Source organism: Serratia sp. PL7 (genome assembly GCF_945957435.1).
This window is the reverse complement of record NZ_CAMFLB010000032.1, coordinates 46262-61033: the sequence shown is the minus strand read 5'-3', so window position 1 is coordinate 61033 and position 14772 is coordinate 46262. Positions and strand designations below refer to the sequence as shown.

At 54.5% G+C, this 14772-nt stretch carries 15 protein-coding genes; 5 read left to right on the top strand and 10 right to left on the bottom strand.

Going from position 1 to position 14772, the window contains the following annotated elements; translation table 11 throughout:
• The 3 genes from btuF to N6G83_RS48500 all read left to right on the top strand — a co-directional run bounded on the left by btuF (window position 1) and on the right by N6G83_RS48500 (window position 1877).
• Window positions 1-807, top strand: coding sequence for a vitamin B12 ABC transporter substrate-binding protein BtuF (btuF, locus tag N6G83_RS48510; RefSeq protein ID WP_260524228.1), 807 nt, complete (start codon window positions 1-3; stop codon window positions 805-807).
• Window positions 804-1418 carry a TRIC cation channel family protein gene (locus N6G83_RS48505; RefSeq protein ID WP_024483478.1) on the top strand — a complete coding sequence of 205 codons (615 nt, stop codon included), beginning with the start codon at window positions 804-806 and terminating at the stop codon, window positions 1416-1418. Before btuF ends, N6G83_RS48505 begins: the two co-directional genes overlap by 4 nt.
• A 222-nt stretch (window positions 1419-1640) precedes the next feature.
• Window positions 1641-1877 carry a hypothetical protein gene (locus N6G83_RS48500; protein ID WP_071682215.1) on the top strand — a complete coding sequence of 79 codons (237 nt, stop codon included), beginning with the start codon at window positions 1641-1643 and terminating at the stop codon, window positions 1875-1877.
• 55 nt (window positions 1878-1932) lie between these two features.
• On the opposite strand, the gene erpA is transcribed toward N6G83_RS48500, so the two are convergent.
• Both erpA and clcA read right to left on the bottom strand, forming a co-directional pair.
• Window positions 1933-2277, bottom strand: coding sequence for an iron-sulfur cluster insertion protein ErpA (erpA, locus tag N6G83_RS48495; protein WP_021179368.1), 345 nt, complete (start codon window positions 2275-2277; stop codon window positions 1933-1935).
• A gap of 89 nt (window positions 2278-2366) precedes the next feature.
• Entirely contained in the window at window positions 2367-3794 is a 1428-nt protein-coding gene (gene clcA / locus N6G83_RS48490) for a H(+)/Cl(-) exchange transporter ClcA (protein ID WP_211136164.1), read from the bottom strand.
• Between the two features lie 177 nt (window positions 3795-3971).
• Between clcA and hemL the strand changes: the two genes are divergently transcribed.
• Window positions 3972-5261 carry a glutamate-1-semialdehyde 2,1-aminomutase gene (hemL, locus tag N6G83_RS48485; protein ID WP_211136163.1) on the top strand — a complete coding sequence of 430 codons (1290 nt, stop codon included), beginning with the start codon at window positions 3972-3974 and terminating at the stop codon, window positions 5259-5261.
• A gap of 37 nt (window positions 5262-5298) precedes the next feature.
• On the opposite strand, the gene ampE is transcribed toward hemL, so the two are convergent.
• On the bottom strand, window positions 5299-6153 hold the full coding sequence (gene ampE / locus N6G83_RS48480; RefSeq protein ID WP_074031848.1) for a beta-lactamase regulator AmpE: 855 nt from the start codon (window positions 6151-6153) through the stop codon (window positions 5299-5301).
• Window positions 6154-6508: 355 nt separating this feature from the next.
• Complete coding sequence (locus N6G83_RS48475) at window positions 6509-6877, bottom strand: hypothetical protein (protein ID WP_211136162.1); 369 nt, start codon at window positions 6875-6877, stop codon at window positions 6509-6511.
• Window positions 6878-7275: 398 nt separating this feature from the next.
• Here N6G83_RS48475 and nadC point away from each other — a divergent pair, with 398 nt between their 5' ends.
• The gene (gene nadC / locus N6G83_RS48470) at window positions 7276-8166 is read left to right on the top strand and encodes a carboxylating nicotinate-nucleotide diphosphorylase (RefSeq protein WP_211136173.1); all 891 of its coding nucleotides are present in this window, start codon (window positions 7276-7278) and stop codon (window positions 8164-8166) included.
• A gap of 109 nt (window positions 8167-8275) precedes the next feature.
• Here nadC and N6G83_RS48465 read toward each other — a convergent pair whose 3' ends face one another.
• The 6 genes from N6G83_RS48465 to N6G83_RS48440 form a co-directional block, all read right to left on the bottom strand.
• Window positions 8276-8959, bottom strand: coding sequence for a LuxR C-terminal-related transcriptional regulator (locus N6G83_RS48465; RefSeq protein ID WP_211136161.1), 684 nt, complete (start codon window positions 8957-8959; stop codon window positions 8276-8278).
• Window positions 8956-9657 carry a response regulator transcription factor gene (locus N6G83_RS48460; RefSeq protein ID WP_199063591.1) on the bottom strand — a complete coding sequence of 234 codons (702 nt, stop codon included), beginning with the start codon at window positions 9655-9657 and terminating at the stop codon, window positions 8956-8958. The genes N6G83_RS48465 and N6G83_RS48460 overlap by 4 nt, the downstream gene beginning before the upstream one ends.
• Window positions 9658-9666: 9 nt before the next feature.
• Window positions 9667-10359 carry a response regulator transcription factor gene (locus tag N6G83_RS48455; protein ID WP_211136160.1) on the bottom strand — a complete coding sequence of 231 codons (693 nt, stop codon included), beginning with the start codon at window positions 10357-10359 and terminating at the stop codon, window positions 9667-9669.
• A gap of 174 nt (window positions 10360-10533) precedes the next feature.
• Window positions 10534-11061, bottom strand: a complete 528-nt coding sequence (locus N6G83_RS48450; protein WP_211136159.1) for a fimbrial protein — start codon at window positions 11059-11061, stop codon at window positions 10534-10536.
• 71 nt (window positions 11062-11132) lie between these two features.
• Window positions 11133-12161: a fimbrial protein gene (locus tag N6G83_RS48445; RefSeq protein WP_237734174.1), complete on the bottom strand. Its 1029-nt coding sequence runs from the start codon at window positions 12159-12161 to the stop codon at window positions 11133-11135.
• A 6-nt stretch (window positions 12162-12167) separates the two neighbouring features.
• Entirely contained in the window at window positions 12168-14735 is a 2568-nt protein-coding gene (locus N6G83_RS48440) for a fimbria/pilus outer membrane usher protein (RefSeq protein ID WP_081375870.1), read from the bottom strand.
• Window positions 14736-14772: the final 37 nt, after the last annotated feature.

Genomic DNA, 14772 nt, shown 5'->3' with positions numbered 1-14772 from the left:
GTGAAGCTGCGTCTATGCGCCCTGCTGAGCTGGCTGATCCTGGGGATGCTGCTGCCTGCCAGCGCCGCCCAACGGGTGATCAGCCTGGCACCGAGCACCACGGAGCTTGCCTACGCGGCCGGTATGGGGGATACCCTGCTGGCCGTCAGCGCTTACTCCGATTATCCCCCTGCCGCCAGGCAGCTGGAACAGGTCGCCTCCTGGCAAGGGATCAACCTGGAACGGATCCTGGCGTTGAAACCCGATCTGGTTCTCGCCTGGCGTGGCGGTAATCCCCAGCGGGTATTGGATCAGCTCGCCTCCTTCGGCATCCCGATTTTTTATGCAGATGCCAAAAATATTGACGAGATCGCCCAATCGCTGGATGCGTTGGCGCAGTACAGCCCTCACCCAGAACAGGCACATCAGGCCGCTGCCAGCCTCCGCCAACAGGTAGAGGAGCTGAAAACGCGCTATGCCAGCAATTCGCCAAGGCCAGTGCTGTTACAGTTTGGCACCCAACCGCTGTTCACCAGTTCGGCGGCCACGTTGCAAAGCCAGGTGCTGGCCTTGTGCGGCGCAGAGAATATCTTTGCCGATAGCCCCGTGCCTTGGCCGCAGGTAAGCCGTGAGCAGGTGCTGGTGCGTAAACCACAGGCCATCGTCATAAGCGGAAATGCCCAGCAGATCGCCAATGTGAAAGCCTTCTGGGGCCCGCAGCTGGACGTGCCGGTGATTGCCCTTGAGGAAGATTGGTTTAACCGTGCCGGGCCACGCATCATGCTGGCGGCACAATCACTATGCGGTCAATTGGCGGAGATCCATTGATGGTATTTTGGCTGGATATTCTTGGTACGGCGGTGTTTGCCATTTCCGGCGTGTTGCTGGCGGGCAAATTACGGATGGATCCCTTTGGCGTATTGGTACTGGGAGTAGTGACCGCGGTCGGCGGCGGGACGATCCGTGATATGGCGCTCGCCAACGGCCCGGTATTCTGGGTAAAGGATCCCACCGATCTGGTGGTGGCGATGATCACCTGCGTGCTGACGCTGCTGCTGGTGCGCCAGCCGCGTCGCTTACCGAAATGGATCCTGCCGGTGCTGGATGCCATCGGGCTGGCGGTGTTCGTGGGGATCGGCGTCAATAAGGCGTTCGCCGCTGGCAGTGGGCCGCTGGTGGCCGTCTGCATGGGAGTGATCACCGGCGTCGGCGGCGGGATTATCCGCGACGTGCTGGCCCGCGAGATCCCGATGATCCTGCGAACCGAAGTCTACGCCACAGCCTGCATCGTTGGTGGCACGGTGCACGTCACGGCGTTCTACACCTTTGGCATGCCGCTACAGCATGCCATGATGCTGGGGATGATCATCACGCTGGGCATCCGCCTGGCCGCCATTCGTTGGCATCTGAAACTACCGGCCTTTATCCTCGAACAGTAATTCTTGCCTCCGCCAGCTTCGGCGGAGGCTTTCCTGCCAAGCAGTATATTCGACTATTATATACGCAATGTGCTATTATTTTGCGCTAATAAAATGCGCTTGAATAATGTAATCATCTGGTTAACTCTTCGTTAAAAATTATCCCGCGCCGTTAAGTTCCGTTCACTTTTGCCGATAGGTCCTATTTGTGGCCTGCGGATAGGTATTGTTTTGAGTTTACGCATGAAGAAAAATCTTTTGATCGCCAGCACACTGTTGTTGAGCAGCAGTGTGCTGGCCGAAAACACCAGCGGCAAGATGGGTATCAGTCTGACGATTGTGCCCACCTGCAGCGTAACCACGACCGGCAACACGCCACAGGTGGAATGCGGCAATGGCACAGTCTTGCAGCCGAAGATGAGCCATAGCAAACGGGTAGTAGACGATCGGGAAAGTGAACTGATCACCGTGGAATGGTAGGCACAAAAAAACCCGCGCACCGTACAGGCAGGCGGGTTTTTTTAACGGCGGCGGATCAGATACTGAATGAAGAACCGCAGCCACAGGTGGTTTTGGCATTCGGGTTAGTCACGATAAAGCGTGAACCTTCCAACCCTTCGGTGTAATCCACCGCGCCGCCAACCAGATATTGCAGGCTCATCGGATCAACCACCAGCGCAACGCCCTGTTTCTCGATGGTCATATCGCCGTCGTTGATCTTGTCATCAAACGTGAAGCCGTACTGGAATCCACTGCAGCCGCCACCGGTAATGTAAACCCGCAACTTCAGGTTTGGATTCTCTTCGTCAGCAATCAGGAATTTCACCTTGCTTGCTGCTGCCTCGGTAAATTGCAGGGGCAGTGCTGTTTCATCACTCATACTCGTTACTCCCAACAGTGTTTCACATCAGGCGACGACGACGGTAACCTGATTAATGGTGCTGATTATCTAATACCTGAGTGTTGCGTTCAAGTATTCACCGCATTTGTTGTATTTTCTTTACCTGTTTTCTCGGCCAATTCCTGCTGCTGCCTTTGTAAGGTGCGGGCTAAAATGGCGGAATACAATGGCTTACCGCCCAGAAACTGCGCCACCAGGGTCGCGCCGAGGCAGGTGATAATCATCGGTAAAATCAGCTGATAGTTATCGGTCATTTCCAATACCAGCACAATACCGGTTAACGGCGCACGCACGGTCGCGGCAAACAACGCTCCCATGCCCGCAATAGCAAAGGTGCCAGCCTCAAGCCCATACTCTGGGAACAGGTGAGCGCCAAAAAGGCCAAAAGCGGTGCCTAGCAGCGTCCCCAGAGCGAGCATCGGTGCAAAAATACCGCCCGGTGCGCCTGAACCGAAGCAGAGCACCGTGGTGATCACCCGTGCGATAAAGATAAACAACAGCATGCCAACGCTGTAGTTACCCGCCGCCGCGATCGGGATCAAGGACGAACCGCCACCCGCAGCTGCTGGCTCGATCAGCCCAAGCACGCCACAAGCGCCCCCTAGCAGAGCACCAATCAGCAGGAACTTGCTCATCTTGCCACCATGGAAACGGGCAAACATATCCTGCGTACGAAACACCAGTGCGTTAAACATCACCCCTACCGCGCCAAACACCGTCCCCAACACCAGGTACAACCACAGCGTATTGAGCGGTGCCGAAGCGAGTTTACCCACCTCGATCAGCGGACTTTCACCATTAAAAATGCGAAAGACAATGCTCGACATAATCACGCCGATAAACACCGCCTTGATGGAAATCAGGTTGTAACGAAACTGCGGCCGCATCTCTTCAATAACGAACAAGATCCCTGCCAGAGGGGCGTTAAACGCGGCGGAGAGACCGGCTGCGGCACCGGTAGCCAGCATGGAGTGGCGCGCTTCCGCACTGCGCATACGGAAAATATCCAGCACCATTCGCCCAGCATTAGCCCCCATCTGTACCGTCGGCCCTTCACGCCCTAGCACCATGCCAGCGCCGAGCGTCCCCATACCGCCGATAAATTTCACCGGGATCACCCGCCACCAGCGCACCGGGCGTAACTCTTCCAGCGCCCCTTCAATCTCTGGGATCCCTGAACCACCCGCCTCTGGCGCAAAACGTTTGACCAGATAAAAGCCAAAAGCGGCCAGCATGGCAGACAAAATAAACGCCAGCGGCCACACCAGGAACCAGGAGTTGGCGACAGAGGCCAGGCCCGACAGCCGTTGCTGTTGCACCCACTCCACCGCTTTATCAAAGGCGACGCCCAACAATCCCGCCAATGTCCCTACCACCGCCGCCATGATCAGGATGGCAACCGGCGTTTTATCCTGGCGAATAAACTGACGGACTCTATGGTTGCGAGTCAGGCGCACGCCTGAAGCCGCAGAAGGCTGTTGCTGTAATTCAGTCATAGTGAGTTCATTATTGAATTGAAAAATCAGACTAATAGCGATGTAAGCTATTCTAGCTCAGTCGTTGCCCTACCGTCCCCTCTAAATAGGTATCGGACTATGATCGTTTCATAACTCCGCACTCTCCACTAGAATAGCGCGGTCAAATCATTCAACAGCAAACCCAGGAGCCGGTTTATGAGCTTACACAGTAAGTCCGAAAGTCTGTACGCCCAGGCGCAACAGCTGATCCCAGGCGGAGTCAACTCCCCAGTGCGTGCATTCACCGGTGTAGGCGGTACCCCGCTGTTTATCGAACGTGCCGACGGTGCCTATCTGTTTGATGCCGATGGTAAAGCCTATATCGATTATGTCGGTTCCTGGGGCCCGATGGTGCTGGGCCATAACCATCCGGCGATCCGCAATGCGGTGATCGAGGCGGCACAACGCGGCCTGAGCTTCGGCGCGCCTACCGAGATGGAAGTGAAAATGGCCGAGTTGGTGACCAATCTGGTGCCAACCATGGATATGGTACGTATGGTGAACTCCGGTACCGAAGCCACCATGAGCGCCATTCGTCTGGCCCGTGGCTATACCAACCGCGACAAGATCATCAAGTTTGAAGGCTGCTACCACGGCCACGCCGACTGCCTGCTGGTGAAAGCCGGTTCCGGCGCACTGACGCTGGGCCAGCCGAACTCACCGGGCGTGCCGGCAGACTTCGCCAAGCACACGCTAACCTGTACCTATAACGATCTCGACTCCGTGCGTACCGCATTCGAGCAGTATCCTTCAGAGATCGCCTGTATCATCGTTGAACCGGTGGCGGGCAACATGAACTGCATTCCACCGCTGCCAGACTTCCTGCCAGGGCTGCGCGCCCTGTGTGACAAGTATGGCGCGCTGTTGATCATTGACGAAGTGATGACCGGTTTCCGCGTCGCGCTGGCCGGAGCTCAATCTTATTACGATGTGGAACCAGACCTGACCTGCCTGGGCAAAATTATCGGTGGCGGTATGCCGGTGGGAGCCTTCGGTGGCCGCCGTGAAGTGATGGCCGCTCTGGCGCCTACCGGGCCGGTGTATCAGGCTGGTACGCTGTCTGGCAACCCGATTGCCATGGCCGCCGGTTTCGCCTGCCTGACCGAGGTTTCCCAGGTTGGCATTCACCAGACCTTGACCGAACTGACCGACAAGCTGGCAGAAGGCCTATTGGCGGCAGCCAAGGCAGAGAACATACCGTTTGTCGTCAACCATGTAGGCGGCATGTTCGGGTTGTTCTTTACCGATGCGCCAACGGTCACCTGCTATCAGGACGTGATGGGTTGCGATGTCGAGCGCTTCAAGCGCTTCTTCCATCTGATGTTGGATGAGGGAGTTTATCTTGCCCCGTCGGCATTCGAGGCTGGCTTTATGTCTGTCGCACACAGCGACGAAGATATACAGCGCACCGTCGATGCTGCACGCCGCTGCTTCGCCAAGCTGTAATCTTCTGGCGGGCGCCACTCGGCGCCCGCCGTTACCTTCAGAGCAAGGTACCGTAAATCGTCAATATCGCCACGACCACCACCACAATCAGGGTCACTTTACGCGCTAACGTTACCGCGGCGCGCGGCGTTTGAACCGGGTCCATATGCGGTTCACGGGCCAAAGAGAACTGCGCCAAACGCGTCAACACCTGATACTGAGGAGTATGACGATCCCCCAGCGAAGCAAACCACGCAGGCAGCGCCCTTTCACCATGCCCAATCAGCGCATACGCTACCCCAGCCAGACGAACCGGGATCCAGTCCAACACATGCAGCAGGAAGTCGATCCCCGTTTGCGAGCGTTGCAGCGGTGAATGATGCCGTGCCAGCCAGGTTTGGTAGGCCCGTAGAAAAGCATAGCCTGCCAGAGCGAGCGGCCCATATGGCCCGCACACCGCAAACCAGAACAGCGGAGCCAGATAGTAGCGATAGTTAATCCACAGCAGCGCGTTTTGCAGCTCACGCAGGCGTTCTTCTGCGCTGCATTCCACCGGTAAACCGTGGATCAGCGCCAGCTCTTCCGCCATCTGATCGCTGGCGTGGGTATCGCCCTGCCGCGCGGCCTGCAAATAGGCCCGATAATGTTTGCGTGTGATACCGGCCCCAACGCACAGCAGACCAATCACAATCCACAGCAGTAGCGCCACAACACCGAAGAACAGGCCCTGGGCCAGCCACAGGATGCCCCAGACGATAAACATCCAGACCAGGGTCATTGCCAACGTTTGTGCCAAAGAAAACCGATGCAGCCGCTGAAACACCACTTCTAAACGATGGTCCAACTGCCAATGCTCACCCAGTTTAAACAGGCGTTCCCACGCCAAAACCAGTAACAGCGTAAACAGCGTCATTAGCTAATCCTCTCCTTCTGTCTGTTCCCCAGCATAATGCTTGCGGTGGTACGAGTGCCAGCAGCAGAGTAGCATGTTTCCGAGAAGTGAATTTAATGCATTGATAATAAATGGATTAGTTTCCTGTACTGCCACATCAAGCACGGTACCCGGCAGTCGTGGCCTGTTGATGTCAGTCAGTACAAAAAATCATCTTGACGGACACTATTTTCAGTTGCCCAAACGTAGTCCTAAAATAACGCGGTGAATGACCTATATCCAGTATTTTATTAATACTGAATATAGGCCTGATTACCCTATGATGAAAACGTTATAGGTTAAAAAACACGTTCGTCACCATTGGCCTGCAATAATATTAAGGCTGCAAAGCTTCCGTATATTCAGCCACGCTCACTCTAATTGCTGAGTATTGGCAAGTATACACGGTATGAGGTTGATTCGAGGGATCACTGAATGGCTCTTTATACCTTACCACAGAGTAACCGTTGGAATCGGGAACGATCACTTCTGTGGCACCTTGACTTGCCTGATAGTATTGCCCATCGGATAAATCCTTAAATGCGAACTGATAGATAGGACCTATCTGGAGCAACCCATTATTATCGACACTACGCCGATCGTTGGTCATCCAACCGCCTGTTAGACGAACATAAGTATTATCAATGGTATCGCCAACTTCTGCTTTATACAGTCGATAGAGAACATTTAACGGTAGATTTTTCATATTAAATCCTCGTAATACACCTGTGGTGTAAGTTATAAGTTATTGCAAAATTCTATTGATGATTTTATTTATCCAACAGAACACTGTCTGGATAAACAGTATGCCAAATAATGGAAGGTTGAGATATTCAATGCGGTTGTGTTGGCGGTAGCACAACTTGCAGCATGGCTAAGGTGGCACGCCGTAGGGGCGCTGCATGTCGCGCCCGTGTTAAGGTCAGATGTGGGAGTAAAATTGTGGCACATTCAGTCCCCTCTCCCTGTGGGAGAGGGTTAGGGTGAGGAGGATGACAGCATAACTAACCTATTGATATTACGTAGAACTAGCGACTGGCACGGGGCTATAAAACAGAGTAGCATGTGGATCCACCGACCTATCGTCCATTTCCGGAGTTTGCCATGCCGACCCGTCGCTACAGTGCCGACAGCCGCCGTACCGCGCTTCTCGAACGTATTGCCAATGATGTCCCTGCCACCGTCGCCCAGGCGCTGAGCGAAGATCTAGGGGGAACCGTGGATGCCGAGCGCGATATCACCGCGCAACTGCTACCCGCAGATAAGCAGGCCAAAGCCACGGTGATCACTCGTGAACCCGGCGTCTTCTGTGGCCGCCGCTGGTTGGAAGAGGTGTTTATCCAACTGGGTGGGCAAGTGAAGATCGAGTGGTTGGTGGAAGATGGCGATAAACTGGTGCCCAACCAGCCGCTATGCCGCCTGAGCGGCCCGGCGCGTATCCTGCTGACGGGCGAACGTACCGCGCTGAACTTTGTGCAAACGCTGTCCGGCGTGGCCTCGGCGGTAAGCCGCTATGTAGCGTTGCTGCAAGGCACACAAACCCGGCTGCTGGATACCCGCAAGACACTGCCCGGCTTGCGCACCGCACTGAAATATGCCGTGCTGTGCGGCGGTGGCAGCAATCACCGTCTAGGTCTCTCGGATGCTTTCCTGATCAAGGAAAACCACATCATTGCTTCTGGCTCGATCAAAAACGCGGTAGAGAAAGCCTTCTGGCTGCACGCCGACGTGCCGGTAGAAGTGGAGGTCGAATCGTTGGATGAACTGCAACAGGCGCTGGATGCCGGTGCCGATATTGTGATGCTGGATAATTTCAGCGTCGAGATGATGCGTGATGCCGTTGCCCTGGCCCAGGGACGCACGCAGTTGGAAGTTTCCGGTAACGTCACCGATCAAACCCTGCGCGAGTTTGCCGAAACCGGGGTGGATTATATCTCTGTCGGGGCGCTGACCAAACACGTTACGGCGCTCGATCTGTCAATGCGTTTTCACTGATCCGGTTATTGGCAACGCCTCTTCCTGGGGCGTTGTTCCTTATGTGATAGCCACTCACACAGCATCTCCCTATCTACCAATGCGGATTTAAGCGAACACGTTGATAAATTCAGCAATAATACCAAAGGCTTGGGGTCAGCTCCCCGACCATCTGGACTCCATCATGGGGCAGCCAACTGTCGGTAAAGACGCTTTGTATCGCGATCAGTTGGGCATAGTGGCGGATCCCCAGCTTGTGCATGGCTATGCCCTTCTGTGTGGAGATGGTTTTGATACTGCGCCTCGTCAGCGCGGCAATTTCGGCGGGAGTCATCCCCTGTATCAGGTACTCGACCACCTGCCGCTCCCCCATAGACAACGTTTCCTCATCACACCCCGGTAAAGTGCAGCCAGCCCGGCTATCCTCCCCCAACAGAATCTGACGCAATTGCGCATGCCACATGACTAACGGTTGCCCCAGATCCACGATATGTCTCACCCCCAGACGGCGCAACCGAGTCACCAGATAAGGAATGGGGTCATCCAGAATAGCCATCAGCGCAACGCCGGGAAAAGAGATACGCACCTGCTGAATAAAGCGCAAGGCTAGCAATAAGTCTGTCTGTTGCCCAACGTGCAATGACATAACCAGCACATCCACCGGCTGTGCATCCAGATACCATTGTGCTTCAGCGGCTTTCTGGCAGTGCCAGACTCGCGATAGCGAGTGGGTGTTGAGCAATGCCCAGATCCCAGCCTGAAAGAAACGGCACGGTGAAACTACTGCCACCCGGTACCGCTTCTGGTCAATCATGTCGTTACATACCAGGGGGAGTTTGGCGTGCTGTAGGGCGTGTCGGTGACCTGACTGCGTAAATGCTGGAACAGTTCCGCATCATTGCGAACCCCCAACTTGCGCATGCTATTGCACTTATGTGCGCTGATGGTTTTGACACTGCGATGCAGTAAATCAGCCACGTCAGAAACGCTCATTCCCTGCTGCAAGTACTCCAGTACCTTATGTTCCGCCTGCGTCAACACCACCAAACTGTCCTGCACTTGCGCAGGAGTGGCACTGTGCAGCAGGTACATTGCCATACTGGGGCTACAAACCTTGGCACCGGTCAACGCCTGTGCCATATCACGGCGAGTCTGCTCCTGCGACTCCTGGCGGGCAAGCAGGCTGATGTGCGGCCGGAGATTCAAACGCGTCAACAACGCAATGTCCCGGCAATAGGTGCACACCACGATACGCAGCGCGGGCGCACGTTCAGAGAGCATCAGCAACTGTTGCGTGTCGCGGGCAATCTCCTGCGGCGAGCCACTGAGCACCACCGCCAACAGGTCAATTTGTGGCGGCGCCCATTGCGCCAGCAATTGCTCAAGCGAAGAGACCATTACCACCAGATGCATAGGGGGATCAAGGTTCTGAATAAAATGTGCCATTCCTGCCTGAAGCAAGGGGATAGGGGCAACAACGGCCAGTTTGACAACCGATAAAGGCGTATTCATGAGCGACTCCTAGATCAGTAATCCATTACGCGCCAGATAATCTCCACGGGTATAGAGATCGCTATCACTATGGAAGCCGAGCTTAATCATGGCACGGCGTTTATGGGTGCTGATGGTGCGCACATCCCGAGCTAGCACCCGCGCCGTGTCGGTCACGGTTCTGCCAGCAAATAGGCACTCCAGTACGTCCATCTCACGTCCGGTTAGCGACAATGACGGCGCGCCATTGCCAATCAGGTTCACCGCTGACGGGCTAAGACTGGACAACCCCGCCATCGCGCAGAGAACGCCTTGTGTCAGTGATGACAGGGGATCCTGTTTAAGGTAGATACCGCTGACCCTCAACGTTCTCAACTGTGCAAGCAGGTGCGGTTCCTGCAAAGAGGTGGCAACGATAAGCGGCACCCGTGCCCAGTACTGGCGTAAATGGCTAATCATTCGCAGCCCCTCCAATACCGACTCATCTTCGCCACACAGTTCGGTGATCACCACATCCACCTTGCCTTGCTGCATCGCTACTGGCAGATCGCACACCTTTTCTACGTGCACACAATCCATGACCTGAAACTGTGGTGGCTGGAATGCAGAGCAGATCCCGGCACGCGTTATCGGGCAAGCGTCCATGAGCAATACCCGGTCGATGCGGCATGCCGTCTGCATTTTCGGTAGGGGTGTGTTGTTCCATACGGTTGATGTCATCATGATAATAGTTCCGTTATTAATGACTCAGCTTGTCCTGATAGGTGCTGGCACCCAAAATAGACTTGGGTGCCGATGTTAAAGCTTGCTACGCCAATACACACAGCAGCCAGGGAAACCAACGCCGGCCGTCAAACTCGATCGCGTTTTATCCCCTGAGCGAACTGACCTTGCTCATCAGTTATAGGTAAAATCGACTGACATTACCGCAGCGATATTACCCGGCGTAACCGCCCCTTTGGCATAAGCACTGGCTCTCAATGCAAATGTTGCCGAGTTTCCTACCACCGTCATATCCATGGTAGATCCTGGGTTTTGCAGGGCATTCGGAGCCGCATCCTGTTTAACTTCTACCGCCACGTTACCTGCCATACCCGTACCGCTGGTCGTCGCATAGCGCCCGCCAGCCGCAGCGTCCGTCGTGCCGCTAAATGATGCGGTAACTTTGCTGGTTGTCGTCGGACAGTCCTTCACTACCAGCTTGAAGGGCACCGGTGTAGAAGTATTTCCCGCCGTCGACAGGCTGGTCGCCTGAATGTTGGTCCCCAGATTGACGTTCAAATCTGAGTTGGTGGTATCTACCGTGCAGGGCGAAGCGACCACAACGCCGGTAATATTAACTTGAGTTGGAGCCGCCACTGCCTGATTAACACCGGCCCCCAAAACCAATAAGGCCAGTAGCGTACGTTGAGTTTGTTTTTTCATGAGGTTTCCTTACTGTTCCCGTCTGTATTCAGGCAGGGAATTCCTGCCTGATTTCCTTGAGTTAAAAAAACTTAATTAATTTCGGCATTAATGGTGGCCACGGCATTAAACTGCCCTATCGCCGGGGGATTGCCAGTCACGTTCATCGGTGCCAGACTCATAGAGCTGGTCCCAGTTTGTGAAGAATAGTCGAAGGTGACAGGCAGATTTCCATTGACCGGCGGCACGATATTACCGTTCGCGTCACGTACCCGAACCCCGATATCATTATTGTCCGTCTTCAATGCAGTTGGGTCTCCCCCCGATGGCTCACCACTAAAGGATAAGCTGACGACAACACCGTTAGAAATATTGTTACAGGCCAGCGTCATATCAACGACTTTGGGGGTAAACCCATTGGCAATTTCACCGGGATTCTTGATGTCATTTGACATGATATTGCCAAACTTGACATTAATGACCTGCCCAGCATTAATTTCACAAGATTGTGGTACCGTTACCGATCCGCTCATATAGACAGACGACATCGGCATCCCGCCATAGGATCCACTGACTTTTGTGCCATAAAGGTCCAGGATCTTAGTGCTTGGGATGACGACCTGCCCCACAAATGGCCGGGTAAAGTATAAAGACACATAGCCATTAGCGCCGGATATCCAGTTCGTCACACCCGAACAGGCACTGGGAAATAGATTGTCCACGTCAGGGAATGGGGTGGCAATCCATTTCCTCAGGTTCCCTCCAACATATAATTCAGTTGCCACTTCCAGATATTTATTTATTGAATAAAAATGTAATCCATCAAAGTCCCGCGTAGCTGTCAGATTACCCGGTACCTCTGCCTTATAGAAGGTGTTGGCCGAGGCGGTACAATCACAGTTGGCAGCGTAATTCGCCGCTAGATTCCACTGGTAGGTTTGATGAAAATACATGCCAGCCTTGTTGTCCGCAGGATTGTCGTACTGTTTGACAAAGGGGAAGTTATATATCTTCGTGCCGGTTACCGTGGTACACCACCCGGTTGCAGCAAAGCTTGATACGGAAAACAGGCACAACAGGCCGCCCAATGTTAATTTAACTAACCTGATTAACTTCATCATCGTTCCTTACCGGCACTGCGCATTCAGCATCTGAATGCCAGCACTTTCCGTTGTCTGTTTTGTCAGTGAGTAACTCACCTGACACTGTTGGTCTGAACCGCTGCCCCACTTCACATTCAGGCTGCCGCTGTCTGCCATCCCGGTCAGATAAACCTGGCCACCGTCCCCGACGATAAAGCCCTGTGCTGTTTGCTGTGCCGGATCGCTCACCGTAGCACCGAACGGTACCGGTGCGCCGCCCTGGCGTAACAGCGTCATCAGTATTCGCTGGCCCACGTTAGCCTGGAAGTTGGCTCGAACTACAGCACCACGGGTTGGCACCACGTTCTGAGAGGTCAACTCCACCTCAACGTTATCCGCCATAGTTTCGGTATTCAGCTGCACCTGATTTTTGCGATAAGGGCTGACGTACGGCACGATGGCATAGCCACGCCAGTCGGTTTTAACCCCGGTCTGGTTGTTAACCCCCGTGCCACCGGCTCCTGGCGCTTTCACCAGCGCAATGGTTTCCCCCAACGGCTGGCCGAAGGTCACCCCGTCCTGGTGCGCTATAACGCCGCCCTGCAGGCCGTAGTTCAGTCGTTGACTGTTACGATCGTAGGCATAGCCCGCCAACACTTCCCCATAGGTGCCGCGATAGTCGGCATTCAGGTTGCCGCCGTTGCCGATGCCCTTGTTGCCATAGCTTTGCTGTACGCCCCAACTCAGGTTGTTGTCCGCTAACGCCGTGCCGTTCAGGCCGACGGAGTTGTTGGTGGACCCCTTCTGGCTGGTGTTCAGGTTGTAGCTGGCATAAGTCCTGCTCAACCAACGATCCAGCGGTATGCTGACGTTAAGCGCAAAGATCTGATCGCGGTCATAAACGGCGCCACTGCTGTTGCCACTGGCCGTCGAGTTTTCGTTATAGCTGTAGCTCAACCCGTAGCTGATACCGTTCCAGCTGTTGTTATAGCCGGCACCAATCGAGCGTAAGGTACGATCGCTGTTCCAGTAATCTTCGCTAACCCAGTTTAATGACAGGGTTCCCGCCGCATCTCCCAGGTTCTGGCTGATGGTCAACTCGCTGCGGTTGCGCTTGCGGTCGGTGAGCCGGTAACTACTACCGTCACGGTAGGTGTCCAATACTTCCTGCAAACTGTAGTAGCCCGCGGTTGAGTAACGGTATCCGGCAATCGAGAAGTTGGTACCCGTCTGTACGAGGTTCTTGCTGTAACGAACTCGCCATGATTGGCCATCGGTTTTAGGTTGGTCTTGCATCGTAGACCATGCCTGGGTCACGTCTGCCGATATGGCACCGATGTCACCCATGTTCTTGCCCAGCCCCAAGGCCACAGACTGGTACTTACTGGCAAACTGGCCACCGCCGTAGGCGGTAAAGCCATTGGACAGACCATAAATCGCTGTACCCTGGCTAAACAGGGTCTTGTCTATGCTGTTGTCATAAGAACGGTACTGCCCGCTGGTGACCGAGTACTTCAAACGACCTTGACGCTGCAGCACGGGCAGCGAGGCAAACGGCACCACTATCTGCTGTTGGCTACCGTCGGCTTCCTTAATGGTCACCAGCAGGTCACCGCTGCCCCCGGTAGGGAACATATCGTTGATTTCAAAGGCACCTGGCGCCACGTAGGTCTGGTAAATCACGTAGCCGTTCTGGCGGATAATCACCTGCGCATTGGTTCGTGCAATACCCCGTACCATTGGCGCATAACCCTTCAGGCTGTCCGGTATCATTTCGTCGTCCGAGGCCAACTGCCCACCACGGAACGGTACGCTGTCGAACACGTCCGAAGGCGAACTGCTATCCCCCAGCGTCATCTGACTTTTCAGCGCGATAATGTCACGCTGGGCATAGGTATAGATGGTGTCCCATTTATCCTGGCCGTCACTGCTTCGGCTCCAGGTCGTGTAATTACGCAACCGCCACGCCCCGAGGTTGACACCTGGCCGCAGGTTGACGTACTGGCTGTTGCTGTCTTGGCTATTACCATTACGTGCATAAGTGTTGGCACCGCTCATGCTGTAGTTGAGCAGCAATGCCGGGATACCTTGATCCCACTGGCTTTCAGGAACGTAACCACGAGCTTTCTGTGAGAGGGCAGCCTGAGGAATACTGATCAGCAATTGCTGTTCGCTGAAACGGAACTTGGCGCTGGCTTGGGGAATGGCACTGATGTTGGCGCATTGTGACTTGGCATCACCGAGCCCTGGGAATAAATCGGTTTTCACCCCCAAGGCATTGAGTTGCTCTACGCTCAGACAAGGTTGCAGATGCTCTTTGCCATCAGCCCCTTTTTGCATACTGAACGTCACATCCCGTGTGTCCTGCTGTTCGTTATTGAGATAGATATCGACCCGATAGGTGCCTGGTGCCTGACCTATGCCTTCTTCAAAAACGGTTAAATCTGTCGCCCCCTGGTTTGGGTTATCCATTTGCAGCAGTGCAGGGTTAAAATAGTCACGCGCCTGTACGCTAAAGGATAGGGTTCCCATCAATGCCAGCTGGGCAGCGATCAAATACGCCAGCCTACTGACGCGCGGCGAGTGCCCGGCCTGGCTTTTATAATTATTCATCCGTTTGACTCCATTGCCTACAGGGTGAAACTACCCC